Raw genomic sequence first — 23964 nt, 5'->3', positions numbered from 1 at the left:
GTTTTCTCATTCATCATCTTATTTTATCATTATATTTTACAAACTTTAAGTTCGCTAACTTAAACTGCTTCTGTATGAAAATTTTCATTTGTACCTGTATAGACTAGGACCTTTTTTATTTTGCTCCTTTTTTTCATAATTTGCAAGACAGAAAAATAACCGACCTTCTATAATAAAGTACGTATTTACCCCGCTATTTGCCGGGCAGTAAGACCCCCATCTCAAAATTCAGCAAAAGCAAAGAAGTTAGGTGGGGATCGGGCTGCCCGTAAACGCCCGATTGGTGTGGGCTAATAATTAGTGGGGGATGCCCCCACTAATTAAAGTTTCACTTTATTGCTCCACCTTTTTTCGGAAAGAAAACATTCCTATTAATAAGAAGAAATGAGCAAAAATTAAAGTGACGATTAAAATAAAATTCAAACGATAACTATTTGTAGATTCCATAATTTTGCTCGCTACAGCTGGTCCAAATGCCATACCAAAAAAGTTAATTAAATTATATAAACCAAGACCGACTCCAACTTTAGCTGGATGTAATGTTTTCGGTATTAATGTGTTTAATGATACTTGAATAGCTGAATAACTCATAAATGTTAAAATAATCGCCACTACAATAACGACTATGTTCCCATTCGGAATAAACCCCAAAATTAAAAAGCCAACGATCATAATGACAGACGCTACATAAATCATATTCACATTTCCAAAGGAAGGGACAATCTTTCCAGTAATAAAACTAGATACAATACCAAAAAGTGATGCAACAAATAATACAATTCCGATAACAAATGGAGACAATCCGTGCTCTCTGCCTAACAGCAATGGTAATAATAATAAACTAGCACATAGCGCCACATTAATTATAAATCCGACCGCTATTAAACGAAGAAATGGTTTATTTGTAAACAACTCAATATGAATAAATGGATGCTCCGCGTTCTTCATACGAACCGTGAATAAAAATAAGAAAGCTACCGATAACACAAATAGCCAACTATTAATATTTACACCTAATAAAACAGTCGTAATGAACGCAAATAATAAAACCGCTCCAATGTAATCAAAATGAAACGCTTCATCCGTATGCTGCTCTTCTGCTGGCATAAATTTTATAAGCAAGAAAATCCCAACTACTGAAATAACCATAAATAAAAATAAATACGGCCAACCCAATGTATTTGTAATAGCCCCGCCAACTAAAGGACCAATACCTATTGCTAATGCAATAGAAGAACTGATCATCGCTAATGCATCAGGCTTCTTATCAGGAACAACTAATTTTGCCACTGCAATCATACTAAGCGCAATAAACGCCGCTCCTCCACTCGCCTGCACTAATCTTGCAAGAATGGTAATCGGATAAGATTGATTCATAAATCCAATAATAGAACCCGATACAAATATGATAATTGAAATAATTAATAGTTTTTTCACACTGTAACGATCAGCCAACTTCCCATAGATCATCGAACCAATACCGACAACTAAGGAATACCCTACTACAACCCAACTTACTTTCGCTTGACTAATGGATAAATCGTTAGCCATATCCTCTAACGCTACATTAAATAAAACCGCATTCATCGGTCCTAATAAAACGATAAAACATAATGTGAAAACAAACCATTTTGAATGGTTACTTATATCTTTCCCCATGTGTAACACCTCTCCTGATTGTAGTAACTGCAAATGAAAATAAAGTTGTTTAGCGCTTCTCTCACTGCTAAACAACTTCACCAAATGTATACATTTATCGCGCGACAAATTGAATCCGAAACGAAACATGTACGTTGTTCGATATTCATGGAACTATCATAGTTTCAGCATTACAGTTTGTCAACGAAAAATATACAAAGTGAACTAATTTAGCGTTTTTAGTTTACTTCGTTCAAAGATTGTTATACACTAATTTTGAATCCGATATAAGGAGGGCTGACATAGTTATTCAAATTTGCAATTTCTAACGTAATAAAACCAAGTAAATAAAGAACTTTTATATAGAAGAAACATTACAGGAGGATTATGATGAAGAAAAAAATGTTAGTCGTATTAACGAGCGTAGAAAAATATCCAAATTTAAATCGAGCTACTGGTCTTTGGCTTGGTGAAGCTGTCCATTTCGTTAAAAAGGTTGAAGAAGCTGGTTATGAAGTAGATTATGTTAGTCCACAAGGCGGTTATACACCAATTGATCCGCATAGTTTAGCAATGGCGGAGAGCATCGATTGGGAATGGTATCAAAAGAAAGAATTTATGAATCGTCTCGGTTCTACAATGAAACCGAGTGAAGTGAATCCAGCAGACTACGCCGTCATTTATTACGCAGGCGGTCACGGTGTAATTTGGGACTTCCCAGAAAATAAAGAACTTCAAATGATTAGCCGCAACATTTATGAAAATGGCGGAATCGTTTCCTCTGTTTGTCACGGAGCTGCTGGTTTATTTCATATCACATTAAGTAATGGGGAACGTTTAATTAGTGGTAAAAAAGTAACAGGTTTTTCAAACGAAGATGAAAAACTAGCTGAATTAGATCAATTTGTTCCATTTTTAACAGAAGATGAACTCATTAAAAATGGAGGACTTTACGAAAAAGCTGCGCAACCTTGGGAAGCTTATGCTATAGAAGATAATCGTGTTATCACTGGTCAAAACCCAGCTTCAGGTGGTCCAGTAGCTGAATTAGTATTACAACACGTAAACAAATAACAGATAATAAAAAAGCAGGTTTTCCATTACTATAGGAAAACCTGCTTTTTTACGAAATCATTTGCAAAATAGCAATAACTTCTTTTTCAATTTCCGAATCATCAATTGCATCTATATACTCTGGTTTAAAAAGTTGATACTTCTTCAATTGATAAAAATCAAGTATCGCTTTCTTTAACGTAATATCGTACTGAATACAAAAAGAATGATCTATAATACGTCTTAACATCACATCATCTTGCACCATAAATAATTGTGCGTTCATTTTATTAAAGTAGCCTTGTTCCATACCCGCTTCAAAAAACATTTGCAAATTATGATTACGATTTTGTTGTGCAGCGACTAGCTGATCAGATAAATGCGGATATGCCTCTTTCAAATCTTGTAAAAAGACATCAGAAATATATGTCACACATTTCAAAGAGTGGATAAACGTCTTTTGGAAACGTTCTGCAAAAGACATACTTTCATCTTGATTATCCGCATCTCCTTCAAGAAGGTAGGTCATAAAATCTTCTACCACTGCTTCAATAATCTCATCTTTTGAAGAAAAACGTTTATATAAAGTAGCTTTACTAATATCCATATATTTCGCAATTTCATCTATTTTCAATTGGCTAAAACTCGTTTTTCTAATAACGGGCTTTATTTTATTAATATAAGTATTTGCACACGCAACTTTTCTCATTAAAAGAACCTCCCCTTTTGTCCATACAAAATAGTATAGCAAATTCACGATTAATTATAAATGAACTCACTATACTCAATACATCTTTTTAGTTTAAATCTTTTTCATTTACACTACTGAAAAAATGCCCGCTACCTTCATGAGTAGCGAGCACCTTTTCTATAATTTATTTACAGTTCTTCTTATAGCTTTCCCTATTTCCATACTAGACTGCGGGTTTTGCCCTGTAATTAAACGCCCATCTACTACTACATGCGATGTGAAATTTGGAGCAACATAAAACAAAGCTCCTTCTTCTTTCAATTTACTTTCTAATAAAAACGGCACTCGCTTTTCTAAATGCACAGCTTTTTCCTCATCGTTTGTATAACCTGTTATACGCTTACCGGTAACAAAAAACGAGCCATCTTTATTTTTCACACCGACTAAAGAACTTACTCCGTGACAAACAGCCGCTACAATCCGGTTATTGTTGTACATATTCTCAATCAAATTTGCAACATATGGATTACCTGGAAAATCTACAATCGCTCCGTGCCCACCACCAAATAAAACTGCATCATAATCCGAAAAATGAACATTTGAGATCAGCTTCGTATTTTGCAATAAAGAAGCCACATACTTAAATTCACGAGGTATCCCGTTCGGAATAGACACTCTATCAATAGGTACTTTACCGCCCTTTATCGACACAATATCAACATCGAACTTAGCTTTTTTAAATACATTATAAGGAGCTGCGAGCTCTTCCAGCCACAAACCAGTCGGGTGTCCATTCATATCATGAGCGCTTGTTGAAACTAACAATATCCTTTTCAACATATCCCCTCCTTACTACCTATTTATGTATGGGGTGTTCTTATCATTCATATAGCAAGCGGAAAAAACGAGACCAACAAGCTGACCTTTTGTATAAAAGTCTGCTTGTTGGTCTCGTTTGAATTCTTTCGTACGAAGATTTTCACAACCTGATAGCTTTTATCTCCAACGCCACGCAATCGTGTTATCCTCCATATGAATAGCAGGTATATTAATCCCTAAATATCGCTGATCATCCTCATCAAAAATAGACCAATTTTCTTCATATGAAAATTCAGGGTCTATGCTTTCAAAATCAAATACACTATCTTCGTCTACCATCTCACGAAAATATTTTTGGAACGGTTTACTATTCTCGAATAGACGAATCGTTCCATACATCCATGGCATGTCTCCAAAAACATCTTTAATTTCACCTATCTCCATATCCTTAAAATACAACTTCATATTTGCACCTTCTTATTTATAAATGACAAAGATACCTATCCTGAATACCTCATCATGTTCTAAAACAGTTACTTTTAACATTTCTTCCTGAAACATATCTTCCTTCTCAAAGTCTGAGATACCTTTTTAAATTCAAAATATAAGCAAAAAAAATAGCCGACTCTTCATATAAAAGTCGGCTTTCTTTTTATAGTTCGAGCTCTCCCATGCGAAGAAGCTCAACAACTGCTTGTGAACGTCCTTTAACTCCTAGCTTTTGCATTGCGTTTGAGATGTGGTTGCGTACTGTTTTTTCACTGATAAAAAGTTCACCTGCAATTTCCTTCGTTGTTTTATCTTGAACCAGTAATTCAAATACTTCTCTCTCTCTCTTTGTGAGTAACGGTTTAGATTGATACGCTTTTTCCTTCAACTGGTATAAACCTCCTTGCTTAAGCCAGAGCCGTGTATGTGTAAGTTGGGTGTTTATTTAGTCAAGATATTGTATGAACGAAATGTGCGGGTGGTGAATGAAAATAGGCTTTATTTCACATGTTATTTTAGACTTTTATACAGTGCAGACACTCTTTGTATCCACTCACTTTTCAGTACGCCATATTTGTTCTAGTAATATGCTGACAACTGTACCTACGAACAAACCATTTCCGAATATATATTGCATAACAGACGGCAGTGATTGGAGTGCTCCAGACGGTAAAAACATAACACCGCTTCCAAATAATACAGCAACTCCTAAAACCGTTACATTCCGTTCGCTCATTGGCACTTGTTTTATATTATGAAAACCAATTCCAATTAACTGTACGAACGAAGCCATTAAAACCGCAGATGCGACAGCAGGTGGTAACGATGCTAAGTAACGAATAATATTTGGAAACAACGACATTACGACTAGTAACAAACATGCTAGTAAGAACGATCGTATATATTTTTGTTTCGTTAAACGTATAAATCCTGCCGTTGCTGGTAACGGCACGACACCTACAGTTGAAAATACAGAAGAAATGATATGCGAAATCCCTCCAACCCACGTACCACCCTTCAACTGTTTTTGTTCAATAGTCCCCTTTTGAATGGTAGCTTGATTAATTGCTATAATAGCTGCCACTGTATTTGAAACTAAAATACATACCATAACGAAACTGGATACAGCCATACCTGTATTCCACTTTGGAAGTCCCCAAGCAAATACATGTGGAAATTGCACAAAATGAGTTACTTGAGATGGAATCGTCACTTTTCCTGCAATGAGAAAAAGAATCCACCCACTAATTAATCCTATTAAAACCGCATAACTTTTGACAAAACCTTTTCCGAAGTTAGATAGTATAATAACGAAAAGAAATATGCTAAACGCAATTATCGCTGTAAATCCATCGATTTGAGAAACGGTAGCAGTAATTCCTAGCATTCCTTTTAGAAATACACCGCTTAATTGTAAACATAATAAAAGTAAAAACGTCCCTGTCACAAGCGGCGTGAATAAAAATAAAATACGTCCGATAAAACCAGTGACTCCTAATCCTATTAAAATAACACCGGAAATTATCATTCCTAATTCTAAAATTTGCAACGTACTATGTAATTGATCTTGCCCGGCCGTTGCATAAGCAAGTACGGTAAATACTCCAACCCACGATCCAGCTGGTCCATCCGCAATTGGTAGTCTATGTCCAAGCCACCCTTGTAAAAAAGAAGATATACCAACTACAAAAAACGTACGCTGCATTAAATAAAATATTTCTTCCGTTGTAAGATGAAATAATCCGCCAACGACAATTGGTAGTGCGATTGAATTCGCTAATAAAAATATAAACCATTGCAAAGTTCCCATAATATGATTTTGGTTATGTTGATTGTCCAAATTTTTCATCCTTTCTAGCTTCCCTATAAGAAATATATTGCAAGCATAACAAAGAAGGGTTCTACACTCACAATTAGAACCCTCCTCAAAACATTTACACGATTCTTTTACACAAGATTATTTAATTCCACCTCATTTAAACTTCCAACAACAATATTCCCTTTATGCACGACTAAACGTTTCTCTGTTTGACGCGCTACCGCTTCAGCAGTACATGTTGCATTCGTCAAAACAAAACTCGCTTCATCTCCTACATTCGGCCATGCTCGCTTCCCTTCATTGTTTAACGTTTCTTTTCCTCCCGTAATAAAGCGAAGGGCTTTTCCTAAAGACCTTTCGTCACTCCAGCCAAAACGTTCCGCTAATCGATTTGCCTTTTGCAGCATATCACCTGTGCCAAACGGTGACCAATGATCAGTAATACTATCATTTCCTAATGAAACTTTCACACCTTTTTTATCTAATAACGGAATTGGGATTACTTGTTTCCCAATTGGCACCGTTGAAGTAATATCAATATTTAAAGCAGCTAGTCTTTCCGCCACTTCTTCAACTTCTTTATCCGTAACACCACCTAGTCCAAGTGCATGACTAATTGTTACGCGACCTTGCCATCCCGCTTCTTCTGTTAAACTTGCCAATCGCTTCATCGTAAACGTCCCAAGATTATTCGCATCATGCAGATGAATATCAACATCCGCATTAAATTCTACTGCGATATCCATAATGGTATGTAATGATTTTTCAATATCATTATCCACTGTAGCTGGATCCACTCCACCGACTAGATGCGCACCCATACGCATCGCATCTTTCACAAGTTGTACAGAATTACTGCGCAATAATCCATGTTGTGGAAAAGCAACAATTCTACCAGAAACCTGATTTTTATATGTTTCCAACGCCGCTAACGTCGCCTCCAAATTACCAAGTCCAATAATCGGATCAACATTACAATGCGTTCTAATATTCGTTGCACCATTTCGAAGCAATAACGCTAACATATTTTCCGCCCTATCTTGAGCAGTTGCTAATTGCTTCGGCAGAATTTTTTCTTCTTCATGAAAACGCGTAAAAATATTCTCTGCTGGTATACAAGCTTTCCAAGGACCACTATAATACGTCTTATCAATATGAATATGCATCTCTTCGAAAGCTGGCAAAATTAATAAACGCTTAGCATCAAGAATTAATACTCCTTCCTCTTGAACAGCCCCTGCTATCATTTTTTTAATTCGTCCATCTTCAATGAGTAAACTACATAACTCTGTTTCTGTTTGGGAAATTCTCCCCTCTTCATATGTATACCCTGATTCAAGCATTACATTAGTCAACCAATATACTGTCATCTCTATTTCCCCCACCCTTTATTAAAAGTTACCTCTTACTATAATTTTAATATCAACTGAAAATTAAGACAATTAATACGACTGTTCCCTAAAAAAAATGTCATACAACCTCATAGTCTTCTCATAAATTTCCATATAGAATAGAAGTATATAGCTTGGTATAAAGTGAAACTTTGATCAGTAGGGGGGGGTTGTTCATCCCCCCACTGATCATTAGTTAAACCAATCGGGCTTTTACGGGTAGTTAATCCCCACCTAACTTCTTTGCTTTCGCTGAATTTTTAGGTGGAGGTCTTACTGCTCGTTAAAGCGGGATAAAAAGGAGTGGATTGGAAGATGTCAAAAAGGTTATGTAAATCCGAAACTGATAAAATGCTATTTGGTATATGTGGCGGTTTAGGAGAATATTTTGATATTAGCTCTACCCTCATTCGCATACTTTGGGTCATTGCTATTTTATGTTTTGGGACTGGTTTTTTAGTTTATTTTATTTGTTTATTACTTATGCCACGTTCGTACTAATAATATTCTTTCATCTATTTGAGCATAGCGTATAAAAAATCCCCTATAGATTTTTCTATAGAGGATTTTTTCATGAAGAATATTTCATCGTTAAATGTAATACTGCTACTTCATCTTCTTCATTTCTATAACTATGTTTTTTATTCGCTTCAAATTGAATAGAGTCAAACTCATTTAATTCGTATACATCGCTTTCTACTTGAATCGATACTTTCCCTTTCATTACTGTTACAAGCTCAATAGCACCTTCATGATGAGCTTCTGGTTCATATATACTATTCGATCTTAAACAAGCACGATGCATTTCCATCCCCGTTTCTTTCGTATAGCGGAACATCGTTTCTAAATGCCATGCTTGTCCTACATCTACTGCAAATCCTTCTCCGCAGCGCGCCACAGCTACAGGTTCTCCAACAACCATCAATCTCGATAAAGGAATCGATAACCCTTTCGTTATTTTCCAAATGACAGCTAACGTCGGATTCGTTTCGCCTCTTTCAATCTTTCCTAATGTTAATTTACTAACCCCTGTTTTTTGAGCTAATTCTTCTAAACTTAATTTTTGTTCATTTCGAATTTGTCTTAACAGCTGACCTACTTGCTGAATGACCTCTTTCGTTTGCATATCTTCATGTTCTTTCATCTATAAAACCACCTTAAAGTATAAAATAGTTTACTTTTATTATTTTTAAGTATATTATACTATACATAATCATCAAATTCCGAAAGGAGTGCTATACTTCATGCGCGCAATTTTATTAGGCCTTTTATCATCAGCCTTTTTTTCCGCAACCTTTATTATTAATCGAGCGATGAATGTATCTGGAACGAGCTGGGCCTGGACAGCTTCCTTCCGTTTTTTATTTGCTCTCCCTATTTTATTCCTTATCGTTTTATTTCGCAAAAACTTAAGGGGTTTATGGGAAGAATTAAAGAAACATCCATTAGCGTGGATCGGATGGGGTTCCGTTGCTGGTATTGGTTTCTATTCTTTATTAAGTTTCGCAGCTGTCTTTTCTCCAGCTTGGCTCGTTGCTGGAACTTGGCAAGTTACTATATTAGCAGGTTTACTTTTATCACCATTATTCTTCGTTAAATTAGAAACGAAATCAGGCACAAAACTTGTACGCGGAAAAATTCCACTTCGTAGTTTATATGTCGCATTATTTATTTTACTTGGTGTAATTTGTATGCAAGCGACTGCAGCAGGTCATATTACAATGACTCAGTTCATTTCAGGTTTTTTACCTGTCGTAGTAGCAGCCTTCTTATATCCATTCGGCAACCGAAAAATGATGGAACTTGTTGGCGGACGTCTTGATACGTTCCAACGTGTATTAGGAATGGCAATAGGAAGTCTCCCTATAACAATTTTACTTGGTATATATGGATTTTCTACTACCGGTATTCCAACATCCAGCCAAATGTTGCAAGGATTTTTGTTAGCCTTATGTTCTGGCGTGATTGCGACGATGACATTTTTCTTTGCTACTGACTTAGCCAAAGATAACCTCTCTCTACTTGGAGCTGTTGAAGCAACGCAAGCTGGAACGATGGTCTTTACCGTGCTTGGCGAAATTGTTTTCTTGAATGGTTCATTTCCTGGTGGTCTTTCCCTGCTTGGAATGATTATTATTATGTTAGGAATGGTTGCAAATAGCGTTTTAAACCGTTCTGCTCCAGTCGTTAAGCAGAAAAAAACTGCATAAAAAAGAGTATAGTTCTCTAACAAAGAACTATACTCTTTTTTTATTGTCCCCCTATTTCGCCTTATCAGAATAGTATTTCATTAGCTGTTTATACTAAAACCTATGTTATAATACGTTTCATGCGCAATATTAGGAGGTAAATTATGTTAAAAAAAGCAATCGCTGAATTTATTGGTACATTTGTACTTGTATTATTCGGAACTGGAGTAGCTGTCATTGGCGGCGGAATTGAAGGAATTGGAACATTAGGAATCGCTATGGCTTTCGGTCTATCTATTGTGGCTATGGCATATAGCATCGGAACAATTTCTGGATGTCACATTAACCCAGCAGTATCAGTAGCTATGTTCATCAACAAAAGAATGAACGCTATGGAACTTTGTTATTATGTATTAGCTCAAATTTTAGGTGGTTTATTAGGAACTGCAACGTTAGTAACGATTTTACGCTCTGCTAAAACACCGTTAGATAATTTAGGACAAAATGGTTTTGGAACTCTTGGTTTATCTGGAGCATTTCTAGTTGAATTTATTTTAACTTTCGTATTCATTTTAGTTATCGTTGCTGTAACAGGTAAAAAAGGAAGTTCTTCTCTAGCAGGATTAGTAATTGGTTTCACATTAGTTTTAGTTCACTTATTAGGAATTCCGTTAACTGGAACTTCTGTTAACCCAGCTCGTAGTATCGCACCAGCTCTATTCGCTGGCGGAGAAGCACTTTCTCAACTATGGGTATTCATCGTAGCACCAATTCTTGGTGGTATCGTAGCAGCTATTGTTGGTAAATTCATTTTAAATACTGAAAAATAAAATTTTCAATATTTCTGAATAAAAAAAAGGCGAGCCCTCATTATGAGGTTGCTCGCTTTTTTACTCTTTCATTTTAGACTTTAAGTTTGTAACTAATTGATCTACCGTTACATTTGCAAGTACGTTTTCCATCGCTTCTTGCGCTTGCATTAAAATAATTTCTAATACTGATTGAATATTAGCTCCTACTGGACATTCAATGTTGGGATTTTCATGGAAGGAAAATAGTTGTCCTTCTTCTACAACTTCCACTGCTTTATATACATCAAGTAATGTAATTTCTTCTAAATCACGAGCAAGTGTCGTACCACCTTTACCAGCTTGTACATCAACAAGTCCTGCTCTCTTCAACATTCCTGTAATGCGACGAATCACAACTGGATTTGTATTCACACTACCAGCAATCCATTCAGAGGTACAGCGAGAGTTTCGATCTATCGCAAGTAACGTTAACATATGAACACCTACTGTAAAACGACTACTAATCCCCATCTGCACACCCTCCTTTGTATTCATTCTATTAAAAGACGACTCTTATTATTATATACTATTTTTAATTTATACATAAAGAAAAAGCATGATTCCAATAGGAAATCATACTTTTCTCTCATTATTGACGCTTTATAAACTTCGCTAAATCTTTAAATTTCACTTTATCTGAGTAATTCATTACACCGTTTACGTAAATGCGGCTTGTAACAGCACTTAAAATACCGATTGTCGCTAAAAGCCCCGCCAATGTTATCATAATTTCTAACATACCAGTTTCACCAGCTACAAAGCGTGAGAATGTAACCATCGGGGTAAAGAATGGAACGTAAGAACTTACAACAACGATAGTACTATTTGGGTCACCTAACGATTTAAGACTTATAAAGAATGCTGCAATTATTAAAATTGAAATCGGTAGCATTACACCTTGCAAATCCTCCGTCTTAGAAACAACCGCACCAGCAGCTGCATACATCATCGCATACAGGAAATATCCTGTAACAAAATAAATTAGGAACATACCGATTATTTTTGCATCTAACTTTGTAACATCAATTACGCCAAATAATGAACCATTTTCTAAATCTACCCACCCTAGTAAATAAGGAACTAAATAACCACATGCCAATATGACAAGTTGTAATAACGCCGTTGAAACAACCGCTAAAATTTTTGCATACATCATCGTAAGAGGTTTTACTTTCGGAATCATAACTTCCATAACGCGAGAAGCTTTTTCAGAAGCAATATTCATCGCAATTGTGCTTCCGAACGCAACAATAAACATATATAAAGCGAATATGAAGAAATATGCAATTCCGGCAGAGGCAGAACGATCTTTTATTGCTTCTTGTTTCACGGAAATGTCCGTTTGTAATTGTTGTGCAATTTCTGGTGAAACATTATGTTTAGCAACTGTTACCGCCATATATTTTCCCTTTAAATAACTAGCTATAATTGTAGAATTTGTTTCACTAGCGAACCCATTAAACATATACGTTACTTCTGGAACTCCATTCTTTTCAGTTACATGAAACAAACCGTCTAACTCGCCTTCTTCTACTTGTTTATGCAGTTTATTGAAATCTTCTTTTGAACCAATTGTTAATTTAGCTGATGGTAATAACTTAGTTAACTCTTCTTTTTGTATTTTATATGTAGAACTCTCTGTCACAACTGCAATTTTATCTTTATCCTTATTTTTATCATTACTTGAAGTAAAATGATTGAACGCAAAAATCCCAAAAACAATTAAAAATAAAACCGCGCTCATGATTAATGATTTTTTAGATAAAAACGCTTCCCTAAAATAAAATGAAAATACGTGAGAAAATTTACGCATCGTTATTTCGCCCTCTCTACAAAGATTTCGTTTAACGTCGGCTCTAACATTTTAAATTGTCGTAAGGTAACACCTTGTTCTTGCAACTGTTGTAAAATCTTTAGAGCTTCTGCATCATCTTGTACTTGCACATAAAGAAGACCTTGTTGTTTTTCATAGGATACATGAATAGCTTCTAATCCCTTCGCATTCTCTTCTGTATCTTCAATCGTTAAATTACGGAAACCGTACTCTTTTTTAATATCACTTAACTGGCCTTTTACGACTGCTTCGCCTTTTTTCAAAATACATACATGTTGGCAAAAAGCCTCTACTTGTTCCATACGATGACTAGATAAAATAATGGTCTTTCCGCTCTGTACTTGTTCTTCAATAATGCTAGCTAACATTCCAGCATTAACTGGATCCAATCCACTAAATGGTTCATCTAAAATGAGAAGTTCAGGATTATGAAGAAGAGCAGCAATTAATTGGATTTTTTGCTGATTTCCTTTTGAAAGCTCTCCTGCCGTTTTAAATTTATATTCCGGTATTGCTAATCGCTCTAACCAGTGATCAATAGCAAGATCTACTTCTTTTTTCGACATTCCTTCTAATCTACCAAAATATCGCAACTGGTCTATTACTCTACTTTTTGTATATAAACCTCTTTCTTCTGGTAAATACCCAATCGTTACCCCACTAGTCCCAAATGATTTTCCATCCCATGTAATAGATCCTTCATTAGGCGTTAATAATCCGAGAAGCATTTTGATTGTCGTTGTTTTTCCTGCACCATTTCGTCCAAGTAATCCTAGCACTTCACCTTTTGGTAACGAAATTTGCAAACCGTTCACTGCTTTTGATTCCCCAAATAGTTTCGTTAAGTTCTGAATTTGTAAACTCAAAGTATAAAGCCTCCCCTTTAATATCATTCATACTCTCTCTCAAAGACTATGTTTATTCAGGATAAAATATAGCACTACACTTCATCCTCTTAGTATGTAACATCTCCTTAATCCATCATTTGTTCTATTTAGTTAAAATTGTAAATAATATAATGTCATTTGTCAATTATAATTGTCATTCCGACAATAAAAGTTGTCAAAATGATTTCCATCATTTTTCTCATCTTTCTAATATAGGACATACTACTATATATACAAAAGACAATATGCAAATGTTCATAAAAAAATTTTTATATTTTAATATATAATATAAGATGATTTTCTAACATCAAGGAGGATACATATGAAGATGAAGAGGGGTATTACCACTTTATTATCTGTAGCGGTTCTATCTACATCGCTTGTAGCATGTTCAGGAACACCAGAGAAAACAGTGGCAAAAGAAGAAAAAGTAAAATTAACAGAACAGCAATTAATGGCTGATTTATGGTATCAAACAGCCAGTGAAACGAAAGCACTTTACTACCAAGGGTACAATATCGGTCAATTGAAGCTTGATGCAGCTCTTGCAAAAGGGACAGAGAAAAAGCCTGCTATCGTACTTGATTTAGACGAAACTGTTTTAGACAACAGCCCTCATCAAGCAATGAGCGTAAAAACAGGAAAAGGCTATCCTTACAAATGGGATGATTGGATTAATAAGGCTGAAGCTGAAGCCCTTCCAGGCGCAATTGATTTCTTAAAATATACGGAGTCTAAAGGTGTAGATATTTATTACATCTCAAATCGTAAAACGAACCAACTAGATGCAACAATTAAAAATCTTGAGCGTGTAGGTGCTCCTCAAGCAACGAAAGAACATATATTACTACAAGATCCGAAAGAAAAAGGAAAAGAAAAACGCCGTGAACTCGTTTCGCAAACACATGATATCGTCTTATTCTTCGGTGATAACTTATCTGATTTCACTGGTTTTGATGGAAAGTCTGTAAAAGACCGCAATCAAGCAGTATCAGATTCGAAAGCACAATTTGGTGAGAAATTTATTATTTTCCCGAATCCAATGTATGGCGATTGGGAAGGCGCTTTATATGATTATGATTTCAAAAAATCAGATGCAGAAAAAGATAAAATCCGTCGCGACAACTTAAAATCATTTGATGCAAAATAAAGAGGATGGCATTCGCCATCCTCTTTATTTTCCCTTCTCTGTTAAAGGCAAGATAAACACTTCCACACGCCTATTCTTTGCCTTTCCTTCTTGTGTATCGTTTGGAGCAATTGAACGGTATTCTCCGTAACCAATGGCACTAAATTTTTCTGGTTGTAATTCTTTATTTTGGAGTAATACTTGCATAAAATTAACTGCACGCTGCGTACTTAATTCCCAGTTCGATGCAAACTGCGCATTGGCAATAGGGACATTATCCGTATGACCAGATACTGTAATCTCACGAGGTGACGCTGAAACAAGTAAGCTAGACATCTCTTTTGCAATCCCTAGTGATTCTAACTTCACATCTGCTTTCCCCGAATCAAACAGCACATTCTCTAATATTGTCACCATTAATCCCTTTTCTGTTAATTTAGTTTGAAAAGAAGAGGATAATTGTTTCTCATTAATATATTGATCAATCTTTTTTTGTAATGCTTTCAATTCATCCATTTCTTTTTTTTCTTTTTCTCTAGCTTCTTCTTGTTTTTTTGCTTGTTCTGCCTCAAGGCTACTTGCTGATAATTCCTTTTCATCATTTGGCTTCTGATCACTTAAAAACTCTTTATTTCCTGTTCCACCTGCTAATTCGCTTCGAAATGCTACTGCCATCTGTTTGAACTTCGCAGCATCTATACTACTCATCGCAAATAAAACGATGAACAATGCAAATAACAACGTTAACATATCAGAATAAGGGATTAACCAAGTTTCATCGATATGTTCTTCGTGTTTTTTCTTTTTGCCTCTTCTATTTTTTTTACTCCGCATTTTTTTCTGCTCCTTTTTCTAGCTTTTTACGCTCAGTTGCAGAAAGTGCACCTAAAATGCGGTTCTTCATAATAAATGGATATGTACCCTCTTGTAACATTAATAAACAATCAATAATTAAACGTTTTTTCTCTAATTCAGCTGCAGATTTTTGCTTTAGTTTGTTTGCAAATGGATGCCATAATACATAGCCTGAAAAAATACCAAAAATCGTTGCAATAAAAGCACCCGAAATAGCGTGACCTAACTTTTCAATATCAGTTAAATTGCCAAGTGCAGCTACAAGACCAATAACAGCACCTAAAACCCCTAATGTCGGTGCATATGTACCAGCTTGAGAAAAAATTGCCGCCCCTTTTGCATGCCTTTCTTCAATTGCTTCTAATTCAGCTTCTAAAATCTGTTCTAGATCTTCTGCGGATACGCCATCAATCACAAATTTCATACCACGCAAAAGAAATTCATCTTGAATTTTGTCCAATTGTTGCTCTAAAGACAAAATACCGTATTTTCTACTTTCTGATGTCCAATGAACAAATAATTCTAGCAACTGTTCATAACTTAAATCCTTTTTATTTGAACCAAAAAGAACTTTAAATAATTTTGGAACCCTTTTTAGTTGATTCATCGGAAATGCTATACATACTGCAGCAAATGTACCGATAAAAATAATTAATGCTGCGGCAGGATTCAATAAGGCTGTTATGTCAGCGCCCTTGACGACCATCCCTACTACTACCGCTACAAATCCTAAAATGAGCCCAATAATTGTTGCAAAATCCATTCCCATTCACTCCTAGTCTATACAAGAAGTTCTTCATTCTCGATAATCGTTACATCTTCTTATGTATATATATTACATAAAAAATGAATTTCATGAAAGATAAGAAATGAATTATATGAAAAAATACTACAATTTCACACATTTTCTGACATTTTCTTTGCATTTCTATTACGTTACGACTCTTATATTTCTTTTTCAGTAAACTAGACTTATAATAAAAAACGATACATATTTTATTAAGAAAGGACTGTGATTACAAGGTATCATGAAAAAGATAATCATTATTTCTGCCACTACTATTGTAATCGGTATCACTTCTTTCGCTTACTTTAGTTCTAAATCACCACTACAAAATGAGGCGAAAGCTGTCGAAAGTCAACAGCATAGTAATCACCAAAAAGAAGAGATTCCTGCTTTTCCAAAAGCTGATCATACTGCAAAGAAGCTAGAAAATGATTTTTCCGTTGTAACAAATCCAGAGTCTAATCTTGTCTTAGTGAATAAACATCGAAAACTACCAGACGGATACATACCTGAAGACTTAACAAGACCAAACGTACCATTTACTAGTCCAAAAGATAAAGAAAAAACATTGCTGCGTAAAGATGCTGCAGATGCGCTTGAAAATATGTTTGAAGCGGCAAAGAAAGAAGGACTTGAACTTACAGCTGTATCTGGTTATCGTTCATACAAACGCCAAAAATCATTACATGATACATACGTTAGACGCCAAGGAAAAGCTGAAGCTGATTCAGTAAGTGCCATTCCTGGTACGAGTGAACATCAAACTGGTTTAGCAATGGATATTAGTTCAAAATCTGCTAAATTCCAATTAGAGCCTATTTTTGGAGAGACAGCCGAAGGAAAATGGGTTGCAAAACATGCCCATGAATTTGGCTTTGTAATTCGTTATTTAGAAGATAAAACAGAAACAACAGAATATTCATATGAACCGTGGCATTTGCGCTACGTTGGTAATCCATACGCTACATACATATATAAACATCATTTAACATTAGAAGAAGCAATGAAAGACAAAAAATAAGAGAGCAAATTGCTCTCTTATTTTTTGTCTTTCATTGTAGTAATTTTTTCTTCCATTCTTCAGGCCACGGTTCGCCTTTTCCCGTTTTTTTCGATGCTTGAACCATCATTCCACGGCCGACTAAACAAGCTTCTCCTTCTGCATTCTTCACCATGTAATGCAAATCTAAAGAAGAATTCCCAACCGATCCCGCTTTTACATACACCTTCAACTGTTCATCAAAATATATTTGCTTAATAAAATTACATTGTAAATCTGCCACAACGATCATCGTTTCTGAAGATTCATGCGTCCATTCTTGCATAAATCCAAGTTCTTTAAACAATGCGATACGTGCTTCTTCAAAATAGCTAAAGGCAACGACATTATTTACATGCCCAAACATATCTACTTCACCAAAACGAACTTTTACAGGATTGTAAAATGAAAAATCACTTTCCCATCGCTCAAAGTCTTCAATATAAGAAATCCTCTTCATTGTTTCCTCTCCTTTTCGCCCTCAAAATAAACGGAATAAACAGAAAAATAAAGTTATAAATAATGCCTCTTCAACATGAAGAGGCATTATTTATTAATAGTTATTGTCGCTACCAAAGAAATCTTTAAACGATTGAATTGTTGTATCACGGTTTAATGCCGCAATTGAAGTTGTTAATGGAATACCCTTCGGACATGATTGCACACAGTTTTGAGAGTTACCACAGTTTGCAAGTCCTCCATCTCCCATAATTGCACGTAAGCGATCTGCTTTATGCATTTCACCCGTTGGATGTGAGTTGAATAAACGAGCTTGTGATAACGGTGCTGGTCCAATAAAGTCAGATTTACTATTTACGTTTGGACATGATTCTAAGCAAACACCACATGTCATACATTTTGAAAGCTCATAAGCCCATTGACGTTTCTTCTCAGGCATTCTTGGTCCTGGTCCTAAGTCATACGTACCATCAATTGGAATCCAAGCTTTAACGCGTTTTAGAGCGTTAAACATGCGACTACGGTCAACTTGTAAGTCACGTACAACTGGGAATGTCTTCATCGGCTTTAAGCGAATTGGTTGTTCTAACTGATCAATAAGAGCTGTACATGATTGACGTGGTTTTCCGTTAATCACCATCGAACATGCGCCACATACTTCTTCTAAACAGTTCATATCCCATGCAATCGGAGTCGTTTGGTTTCCTTTTGAATCAACAGGATTACGACGAATTTCCATCAGTGCCGAAATAATGTTCATATTTGGACGATATGGAATTTCAAACTCTTGGTCAAACGCTTGAGCGTCTGGTCCATCTTGTCTCGTAATGATGAGGCGGATTGTTTTCTCAGACATGTTGCTTATCCCCCTTCTCTTCACCCTTAGCAGCTACATCATGTTTTGAGGAATAGTCACGTTTACGTGGTTTAATTAATGAAACATCCACTTCTTCGTAATGGAATGCTGGTGCATTTCCTTCTCCTTCAAATTTCGCCATCGTAGTTTTTAAGAAGTTTGCATCATCACGATTTGGGAATTCAGGTTTGTAATGCGCCCCGCGGCTCTCATTACGGTTATATGCGCCAATTGTAATAACACGTGCTAACTCAAACATATTTGCAAGTTGGCGTGTAAATGAAGCACCTTGGTTACTCCATCTCGCTGTATCATTAATGTTAATGCGTTTGTAACGCGCCATTAACTCTTCAATTTTCGCATCAGTTTCTAGTAGCTTTTTATTTTCACGAACTACTGTAACGTTATCTGTCATCCATTCTCCAAGCTCTTTATGAAGAACATATGCATTTTCGTTACCATCAAGCGTTAAAATATTGTTAAATTTCTCTGTTTCGATTAATTCATTTTGCTCATATACAGTAGATGAAACAGCATCAGACGATTTAGAAAGACCTTTCATATACTCAATCGCGTTCGGTCCTGCTACCATACCACCGTAAATTGCTGATAATAGTGAGTTCGCACCTAGACGGTTACCACCGTGCATAGAATAATCACACTCACCTGCTGCAAATAAACCTGGAATACTTGTCATCTGCTTATAATCAACCCATAGTCCGCCCATTGAATAGTGAACTGCTGGGAAGATTTTCATTGGTAGTTTACGAGGATCATCACCTGTAAACTTCTCATAGATTTCAATAATTCCACCAAGTTTAATATCTAGTTCTTTCGGATCTTTATGAGAAAGATCTAAGTACACCATGTTTTCACCGTTAATACCTAGTTTTTGCTCTACGCAAACGTCAAAGATTTCACGCGTTGCAATATCACGAGGTACAAGGTTTCCGTAAGCCGGATATTTTTCTTCTAGGAAGTACCATGGTTTACCATCTTTATATGTCCAAACACGGCCACCTTCACCACGTGCCGATTCACTCATAAGACGTAATTTATCGTCTCCAGGAATTGCCGTTGGATGAATTTGAATGAACTCGCCGTTTGCATAATATGCGCCTTGTTGATATACAGCAGAAGCTGCTGTACCTGTATTAATAATAGAGTTAGTTGATTTCCCAAAGATGATACCAGGGCCCCCTGTTGCCATAATCACGGCATCAGCTTGGAAACTTTTAATCTCCATTGTTTGTAAGTCTTGTGCAACGATTCCTCGGCACACACCTTCGTCATCAACAACAGCTCGTAAGAAATCCCAACCTTCATATTTCGTTACAAGTCCTGCTACTTCGTGACGACGTACTTGCTCATCTAATGCGTATAGTAATTGCTGTCCAGTTGTTGCACCAGCAAATGCTGTACGGTGATGTTGTGTTCCACCAAAACGACGGAAATCAAGAAGTCCTTCTTCCGTACGGTTGAACATAACACCCATACGGTCCATTAAATGAATGATACCAGGTGCTGCTTCACACATTGCTTTAACTGGCGGTTGGTTCGCTAAGAAGTCCCCACCATAAATTGTATCGTCAAAGTGGATCCATGGAGAATCCCCTTCACCTTTCGTATTTACGGCACCGTTAATTCCACCTTGGGCACATACAGAATGTGAACGTTTTACTGGTACTAAAGAAAATAGTTCAACATTTACTCCTGCTTCCGCCGCTTTAATCGTTGCCATTAAGCCGGCCAAGCCACCGCCGACTACTATAAGTTTCCCTTTCATGCTCTCCCACTCCTTACTGGTTTGCTAGCTGTGGATCGATGAACGCTAATAATGCACTCACACCTACATAAGATAGACCTAAGAAAATAGCTAATGTTACATAAGTAGAGATTCTTTGTGAACGTGGAGATACTGTAATTCCCCAGCTTATGCAGAATGTCCATAGTCCATTTGCAAAGTGGAAAATTGTTGAAACAACACCAACTAAGTAGAATGCAAACATAGCTGGATTGTTTAAAATATCTGCCATCATATCATAGTTTACCTCTTTACCTAGCATTGCTTGAATACGAGTTTCCCAGACGTGCCAAGAAATGAAAATCAGTGTAACGATACCTGAAATTCTTTGGAAGACGAACATCCAGTTACGGAAATAACCGTAAGAAACCGCATTGTTCTTAGCTGTAAATGCAATATATAAGCCATATATAGCATGGTACAGTATCGGTAAAAAGATGATGAAAATCTCTAGCGCATACCGGAATGGAAGGAGCTCCATAAAGCCTGCAGCTTTGTTAAAAGCCTCTGCTCCTCTTGTTGCAAAGTTGTTTACAATTAAATGTTGCGTCAAAAAGACACCAACCGGGATGACCCCCATTAATGAGTGCCACTTACGAAACGTATACTCGCGGCCTTTCATGTCCCCATTACCCCCTTGAATGTTTGACTGCTGTTTTCAGATTAATTTACAACAATAATGTTTTTTCACTATTGGCATAAGAAAAACTGAAAAAATTATTCGAAATATTTCAGCATAATTTGATAACAAGTTCATTTTACCCCTATTTTTGTCGAAGCGTCAAGAAAACGTATACATAATTTGCATATAATTTGCCAATTCTTTTTCCCTTCTTATATATTCAGATTTTCCCAAAGAAAAATCTGTTTTTATAAATGAGAAATGTTATATAATAATCCCTATAGAAAGAGGGGAATATTGTGAGTAAAAATACAATCGATACAACATCTTTAGAAGATGTTTCATTGAACGCCTTCGCTTATGAATTGCTACGTGAAGAATTACTACCTGATTTAATCGGTAACGATTTAGATGGTATTTTATACTGGTCTGGTAGAAACCTTGCAAGAAAATATCCACTAGAAACAATTGAAGAAGTCATTCAGTTCTTTGAAAAAGCTGGCTGGGGCACTTTAAGCATTATTGAACATAAGCGTCGTGAAATGCAGTTCCAACTTAAAGGCACACTCATCGCTGAACGTCAAAAACAAAACAGACATTCTTCTTATCAATTAGAAGCTGGATTCATCGCTGAACAAATTCAAAAGCAACGAAACGTAGTTGCAGAGTCCTATGAAGAAAAGAAAAAACGTTCAGACTCTATTACATTTCTTGTGAAATGGGATATAAAAGATCTCATTGAAGTGTAGCATTACCTACAGTCAACTAGACATATAAGTTTAGTTGACTTTTTTGTATTTTCATTCAGTTATGTTTATTTTAAATCTTCAGAAATTATACCAGAAAATAGAAGACGTTGTAAACTACAACGTCTTCTTATCCGCTAAATAAGTATAAATCGTCTCTGCGACATTTTTCGGCATACCCGCTTCGACAAATTCCGTTACAGAAGCTTCTTTCATCTTTTTTAGCGACCCAAAATGTTTCAACAATATCTTTTTTCGTTTATCTCCAATTCCAGGAATATCATCCAGTGCGGATTGAATGACAGATTTCCCGTGTAATTGACGATGGAATGTAATCGCAAATCGATGCACTTCATCTTGAATGCGCTGCAATAAATAAAATTCTTGGCTATTTCGCTCAAGCATCACAGGTTCAGGTGGATCTCCAATAATTAAATGGGAAGTTTTATGTTTGTCATCTTTTACAAGCCCTGCCATCGGAATATATAAACCGAGTTCGTTTTCTAGAACATCACTTACAGCTGCCAGATGCCCTTTTCCACCATCAATAATGATTAAATCTGGTAAAGGCAAACTCTCTTTCAGCGCCCTTGTATAACGGCGTCTCACAACTTCTCTCATAGACTCATAATCATCTGGTCCTTGAACCGTTTTAATTTTATATTTCCTATATTCTTTTTTAGCTGGTTTCCCATCGATAAAAGCAATCATTGCAGAAACAGGATTTGTCCCTTGAATATTTGAGTTATCAAACGCCTCAATACGATAAGGTGTTTCAATCCCGAGCTGCTTCCCTAAATGATCTACCGCCTTAATCGTTCGCTCTTCATCACGTTCAATTAAGTAGAATTTCTCTTCAAGAGCAATCTTCGCATTTTTATTTGCTAATTCTACAAGATCTTTTTTCTTACCACGTTTCGGCTGTGTCGCTTCAACTTCTAAAAAGCGCTCTACTAACTCTGAGTCTATACTTCCTGGAACGACAATTTCCTTCGGCTTAAAATGACTGCTGTTCTCATAAAATTGACCGATAAACGTTAAAAATCCCTCTTCTGGTTCATCGTAGATTGGAAACATAGAAACATCACGTTCAATTAGCTTTCCTTTTCGAACGAAGAAAACTTGAACACACATCCATCCTTTATCAACTGCATACCCAAACACATCACGATCCACTAAGTCACTCATAATCATCTTTTGTTTTTCCATAATCGCATCAATATGCGCAATTTGATCCCGCAACTCTTTTGCGCGTTCAAATTCTAGTTTCTCTGAAGCTTCATACATCTTTGTTTCTAATTCTGAACGAACTTCTTTATGCCCACCATTTAGAAACTTAATAATTTCATCTACAATTTCTTTGTTTTGTTCTTCCGTCACTTCTTTCACACAAGGTGCTAAACATTGACCCATATGATAATATAAACAAACTTTATCTGGCATATTTGAGCACTTACGAAGCGGATACATACGATCTAGCAGTTTTTTCGTTTCATGAGCTGATTGTGCATTCGGATAAGGACCAAAATACTTTCCCTTATCCTTTTTTACATTTCGCGTAATAAGTAATCGCGGCTGTTTCTCAGCTGTAATTTTAATAAAAGGATATGTTTTATCATCTTTTAATTGAATATTATATTTTGGATCATGTTTTTTTATTAAGTTTAACTCTAAAATGAGAGCCTCTAGATTCGAGGAGGTTACAATATATTCAAAATCTACAATTTCTCCTACAAGCCGCAGTGTTTTTCCATCATGCGAACCAGTAAAGTACGAGCGCACACGATTTTTAAGCACTTTTGCCTTTCCGACATATATAACCGTTCCTTGCTTATCTTTCATTAAGTAACAACCAGGTTGATCTGGTAAAATAGCCAATTTTTCTTTTAAATGTTCGTGCACTCGTTACCCTCCATTTCTACATGCTTAGCATCTTTATTTTCACATGAAAACATACTATGCCAAAACACCCAACATACGTTCTTTTATTGTAACGGAAAGGTGTA

General features: G+C 36.0%; 25 protein-coding genes. 7 read left to right on the top strand and 18 right to left on the bottom strand.

Translation table 11 applies throughout. The features are described from left to right. Nucleotides 1–333: 333 nt before the first annotated feature. Nucleotides 334–1659 (bottom strand): MFS transporter, encoded by a 1326-nt coding sequence (locus QCI46_RS04905; protein ID WP_327958958.1) that lies wholly within the window; start codon nucleotides 1657–1659, stop codon nucleotides 334–336. Between the two features lie 369 nt (nucleotides 1660–2028). On the opposite strand from QCI46_RS04905, the gene QCI46_RS04900 reads away from it, so the two are divergent. Next, the gene (locus QCI46_RS04900) at nucleotides 2029–2712 is read left to right on the top strand and encodes a type 1 glutamine amidotransferase domain-containing protein (RefSeq protein WP_353841835.1); all 684 of its coding nucleotides are present in this window, start codon (nucleotides 2029–2031) and stop codon (nucleotides 2710–2712) included. Nucleotides 2713–2761: 49 nt separating this feature from the next. On the opposite strand, the gene QCI46_RS04895 is transcribed toward QCI46_RS04900, so the two are convergent. The 6 genes from QCI46_RS04895 to QCI46_RS04870 all read right to left on the bottom strand — a co-directional run bounded on the left by QCI46_RS04895 (nucleotide 2762) and on the right by QCI46_RS04870 (nucleotide 7879). Next, on the bottom strand, nucleotides 2762–3400 hold the full coding sequence (locus tag QCI46_RS04895) for a TetR/AcrR family transcriptional regulator (RefSeq protein WP_327958955.1): 639 nt from the start codon (nucleotides 3398–3400) through the stop codon (nucleotides 2762–2764). Nucleotides 3401–3559: 159 nt separating this feature from the next. Then, a complete protein-coding gene (locus QCI46_RS04890) occupies nucleotides 3560–4222 on the bottom strand; it encodes a type 1 glutamine amidotransferase domain-containing protein (RefSeq protein ID WP_327958953.1) in 663 nt (220 codons plus the stop codon). Between the two features lie 156 nt (nucleotides 4223–4378). Beyond that, nucleotides 4379–4666 carry a hypothetical protein gene (locus QCI46_RS04885; protein ID WP_327958951.1) on the bottom strand — a complete coding sequence of 96 codons (288 nt, stop codon included), beginning with the start codon at nucleotides 4664–4666 and terminating at the stop codon, nucleotides 4379–4381. Between the two features lie 187 nt (nucleotides 4667–4853). Continuing rightward, complete coding sequence (gene gerE, locus QCI46_RS04880) at nucleotides 4854–5078, bottom strand: spore germination transcription factor GerE (protein WP_000659484.1); 225 nt, start codon at nucleotides 5076–5078, stop codon at nucleotides 4854–4856. A 165-nt stretch (nucleotides 5079–5243) separates the two neighbouring features. Further along, on the bottom strand, nucleotides 5244–6539 hold the full coding sequence (locus QCI46_RS04875; RefSeq protein WP_327958949.1) for a purine/pyrimidine permease: 1296 nt from the start codon (nucleotides 6537–6539) through the stop codon (nucleotides 5244–5246). A 98-nt stretch (nucleotides 6540–6637) separates the two neighbouring features. Beyond that, nucleotides 6638–7879 (bottom strand): amidohydrolase family protein, encoded by a 1242-nt coding sequence (locus tag QCI46_RS04870; RefSeq protein WP_353839716.1) that lies wholly within the window; start codon nucleotides 7877–7879, stop codon nucleotides 6638–6640. Between the two features lie 336 nt (nucleotides 7880–8215). Here QCI46_RS04870 and QCI46_RS04865 point away from each other — a divergent pair, with 336 nt between their 5' ends. Further along, a complete protein-coding gene (locus QCI46_RS04865) occupies nucleotides 8216–8401 on the top strand; it encodes a PspC domain-containing protein (protein WP_000044335.1) in 186 nt (61 codons plus the stop codon). 70 nt (nucleotides 8402–8471) lie between these two features. Here QCI46_RS04865 and QCI46_RS04860 read toward each other — a convergent pair whose 3' ends face one another. Next, nucleotides 8472–9044, bottom strand: a complete 573-nt coding sequence (locus tag QCI46_RS04860) for a helix-turn-helix domain-containing protein (RefSeq protein ID WP_000658052.1) — start codon at nucleotides 9042–9044, stop codon at nucleotides 8472–8474. A gap of 100 nt (nucleotides 9045–9144) precedes the next feature. On the opposite strand from QCI46_RS04860, the gene QCI46_RS04855 reads away from it, so the two are divergent. Beyond that, a complete protein-coding gene (locus QCI46_RS04855) occupies nucleotides 9145–10110 on the top strand; it encodes a DMT family transporter (RefSeq protein ID WP_048541288.1) in 966 nt (321 codons plus the stop codon). Between the two features lie 143 nt (nucleotides 10111–10253). Then, nucleotides 10254–10919 carry an MIP/aquaporin family protein gene (locus QCI46_RS04850; protein WP_000913204.1) on the top strand — a complete coding sequence of 222 codons (666 nt, stop codon included), beginning with the start codon at nucleotides 10254–10256 and terminating at the stop codon, nucleotides 10917–10919. A gap of 60 nt (nucleotides 10920–10979) precedes the next feature. On the opposite strand, the gene QCI46_RS04845 is transcribed toward QCI46_RS04850, so the two are convergent. The 3 genes from QCI46_RS04845 to QCI46_RS04835 form a co-directional block, all read right to left on the bottom strand. After that, entirely contained in the window at nucleotides 10980–11411 is a 432-nt protein-coding gene (locus QCI46_RS04845) for an Rrf2 family transcriptional regulator (RefSeq protein ID WP_000512998.1), read from the bottom strand. Between the two features lie 118 nt (nucleotides 11412–11529). Further along, nucleotides 11530–12753: an ABC transporter permease gene (locus QCI46_RS04840; RefSeq protein ID WP_353839715.1), complete on the bottom strand. Its 1224-nt coding sequence runs from the start codon at nucleotides 12751–12753 to the stop codon at nucleotides 11530–11532. 2 nt (nucleotides 12754–12755) lie between these two features. Next, complete coding sequence (locus QCI46_RS04835) at nucleotides 12756–13640, bottom strand: ABC transporter ATP-binding protein (protein WP_137014411.1); 885 nt, start codon at nucleotides 13638–13640, stop codon at nucleotides 12756–12758. A gap of 343 nt (nucleotides 13641–13983) precedes the next feature. Here QCI46_RS04835 and QCI46_RS04830 point away from each other — a divergent pair, with 343 nt between their 5' ends. After that, a complete protein-coding gene (locus QCI46_RS04830) occupies nucleotides 13984–14811 on the top strand; it encodes a 5'-nucleotidase, lipoprotein e(P4) family (RefSeq protein WP_353839714.1) in 828 nt (275 codons plus the stop codon). A gap of 24 nt (nucleotides 14812–14835) precedes the next feature. Here QCI46_RS04830 and motB read toward each other — a convergent pair whose 3' ends face one another. Continuing rightward, nucleotides 14836–15624, bottom strand: a complete 789-nt coding sequence (gene motB / locus QCI46_RS04825; protein WP_001256743.1) for a flagellar motor protein MotB — start codon at nucleotides 15622–15624, stop codon at nucleotides 14836–14838. Then, entirely contained in the window at nucleotides 15614–16408 is a 795-nt protein-coding gene (gene motA / locus QCI46_RS04820) for a flagellar motor stator protein MotA (RefSeq protein ID WP_048541276.1), read from the bottom strand. Before motA ends, motB begins: the two co-directional genes overlap by 11 nt. A gap of 265 nt (nucleotides 16409–16673) precedes the next feature. On the opposite strand from motA, the gene QCI46_RS04815 reads away from it, so the two are divergent. Continuing rightward, complete coding sequence (locus QCI46_RS04815; RefSeq protein WP_048541274.1) at nucleotides 16674–17453, top strand: M15 family metallopeptidase; 780 nt, start codon at nucleotides 16674–16676, stop codon at nucleotides 17451–17453. 31 nt (nucleotides 17454–17484) lie between these two features. Here the strand turns inward: QCI46_RS04815 and QCI46_RS04810 are convergent, their stop codons facing one another. The 4 genes from QCI46_RS04810 to sdhC all read right to left on the bottom strand — a co-directional run bounded on the left by QCI46_RS04810 (nucleotide 17485) and on the right by sdhC (nucleotide 21212). Next, a complete protein-coding gene (locus tag QCI46_RS04810; protein ID WP_353839713.1) occupies nucleotides 17485–17931 on the bottom strand; it encodes an acyl-CoA thioesterase in 447 nt (148 codons plus the stop codon). A gap of 93 nt (nucleotides 17932–18024) precedes the next feature. After that, nucleotides 18025–18786, bottom strand: a complete 762-nt coding sequence (gene sdhB, locus QCI46_RS04805; RefSeq protein WP_001291827.1) for a succinate dehydrogenase iron-sulfur subunit — start codon at nucleotides 18784–18786, stop codon at nucleotides 18025–18027. Then, nucleotides 18779–20572 (bottom strand): succinate dehydrogenase flavoprotein subunit, encoded by a 1794-nt coding sequence (gene sdhA / locus QCI46_RS04800; RefSeq protein ID WP_000676749.1) that lies wholly within the window; start codon nucleotides 20570–20572, stop codon nucleotides 18779–18781. Before sdhA ends, sdhB begins: the two co-directional genes overlap by 8 nt. 13 nt (nucleotides 20573–20585) lie before the next feature. Continuing rightward, nucleotides 20586–21212, bottom strand: coding sequence for a succinate dehydrogenase cytochrome B558 (gene sdhC, locus QCI46_RS04795; protein WP_000678354.1), 627 nt, complete (start codon nucleotides 21210–21212; stop codon nucleotides 20586–20588). Between the two features lie 299 nt (nucleotides 21213–21511). Here sdhC and QCI46_RS04790 point away from each other — a divergent pair, with 299 nt between their 5' ends. Next, the gene (locus QCI46_RS04790; protein ID WP_000042225.1) at nucleotides 21512–21961 is read left to right on the top strand and encodes a YslB family protein; all 450 of its coding nucleotides are present in this window, start codon (nucleotides 21512–21514) and stop codon (nucleotides 21959–21961) included. A gap of 114 nt (nucleotides 21962–22075) precedes the next feature. Here QCI46_RS04790 and uvrC read toward each other — a convergent pair whose 3' ends face one another. Then, a complete protein-coding gene (uvrC, locus tag QCI46_RS04785) occupies nucleotides 22076–23860 on the bottom strand; it encodes an excinuclease ABC subunit C (protein ID WP_000544269.1) in 1785 nt (594 codons plus the stop codon). Between the last annotated feature and the right edge of the window lie 104 nt (nucleotides 23861–23964).

The organism is Bacillus cereus group sp. RP32 (genome assembly GCF_040459735.1).
GTDB classification, from domain to species: domain Bacteria; phylum Bacillota; class Bacilli; order Bacillales; family Bacillaceae_G; genus Bacillus_A; species Bacillus_A wiedmannii.
The sequence above is the reverse complement of the archived record's forward strand: the minus strand, read 5'-3'. Positions and strand labels throughout refer to the sequence as shown.

What these genes read in the sequence shown, in the direction of transcription:
- QCI46_RS04905 (WP_327958958.1), bottom strand. Translation starts at nt 1,659, where the DNA reads ATGGGGAAAGATATAAGTAACCATTCAAAATGGTTTGTTTTCACATTA.
- QCI46_RS04900 (WP_353841835.1), top strand. Translation starts at nt 2,029, where the DNA reads ATGAAGAAAAAAATGTTAGTCGTATTAACGAGCGTAGAAAAATATCCA.
- QCI46_RS04895 (WP_327958955.1), bottom strand. Translation starts at nt 3,400, where the DNA reads ATGAGAAAAGTTGCGTGTGCAAATACTTATATTAATAAAATAAAGCCC.
- QCI46_RS04890 (WP_327958953.1), bottom strand. Translation starts at nt 4,222, where the DNA reads ATGTTGAAAAGGATATTGTTAGTTTCAACAAGCGCTCATGATATGAAT.
- QCI46_RS04885 (WP_327958951.1), bottom strand. Translation starts at nt 4,666, where the DNA reads ATGAAGTTGTATTTTAAGGATATGGAGATAGGTGAAATTAAAGATGTT.
- QCI46_RS04875 (WP_327958949.1), bottom strand. Translation starts at nt 6,539, where the DNA reads ATGAAAAATTTGGACAATCAACATAACCAAAATCATATTATGGGAACT.
- QCI46_RS04870 (WP_353839716.1), bottom strand. Translation starts at nt 7,879, where the DNA reads ATGACAGTATATTGGTTGACTAATGTAATGCTTGAATCAGGGTATACA.
- QCI46_RS04865 (WP_000044335.1), top strand. Translation starts at nt 8,216, where the DNA reads ATGTCAAAAAGGTTATGTAAATCCGAAACTGATAAAATGCTATTTGGT.
- QCI46_RS04860 (WP_000658052.1), bottom strand. Translation starts at nt 9,044, where the DNA reads ATGAAAGAACATGAAGATATGCAAACGAAAGAGGTCATTCAGCAAGTA.
- QCI46_RS04855 (WP_048541288.1), top strand. Translation starts at nt 9,145, where the DNA reads ATGCGCGCAATTTTATTAGGCCTTTTATCATCAGCCTTTTTTTCCGCA.
- QCI46_RS04850 (WP_000913204.1), top strand. Translation starts at nt 10,254, where the DNA reads ATGTTAAAAAAAGCAATCGCTGAATTTATTGGTACATTTGTACTTGTA.
- QCI46_RS04845 (WP_000512998.1), bottom strand. Translation starts at nt 11,411, where the DNA reads ATGGGGATTAGTAGTCGTTTTACAGTAGGTGTTCATATGTTAACGTTA.
- QCI46_RS04840 (WP_353839715.1), bottom strand. Translation starts at nt 12,753, where the DNA reads ATGCGTAAATTTTCTCACGTATTTTCATTTTATTTTAGGGAAGCGTTT.
- QCI46_RS04830 (WP_353839714.1), top strand. Translation starts at nt 13,984, where the DNA reads ATGAAGATGAAGAGGGGTATTACCACTTTATTATCTGTAGCGGTTCTA.
- motB (WP_001256743.1), bottom strand. Translation starts at nt 15,624, where the DNA reads ATGCGGAGTAAAAAAAATAGAAGAGGCAAAAAGAAAAAACACGAAGAA.
- motA (WP_048541276.1), bottom strand. Translation starts at nt 16,408, where the DNA reads ATGGATTTTGCAACAATTATTGGGCTCATTTTAGGATTTGTAGCGGTA.
- QCI46_RS04815 (WP_048541274.1), top strand. Translation starts at nt 16,674, where the DNA reads ATGAAAAAGATAATCATTATTTCTGCCACTACTATTGTAATCGGTATC.
- QCI46_RS04810 (WP_353839713.1), bottom strand. Translation starts at nt 17,931, where the DNA reads ATGAAGAGGATTTCTTATATTGAAGACTTTGAGCGATGGGAAAGTGAT.
- sdhB (WP_001291827.1), bottom strand. Translation starts at nt 18,786, where the DNA reads ATGTCTGAGAAAACAATCCGCCTCATCATTACGAGACAAGATGGACCA.
- sdhA (WP_000676749.1), bottom strand. Translation starts at nt 20,572, where the DNA reads ATGAAAGGGAAACTTATAGTAGTCGGCGGTGGCTTGGCCGGCTTAATG.
- sdhC (WP_000678354.1), bottom strand. Translation starts at nt 21,212, where the DNA reads ATGAAAGGCCGCGAGTATACGTTTCGTAAGTGGCACTCATTAATGGGG.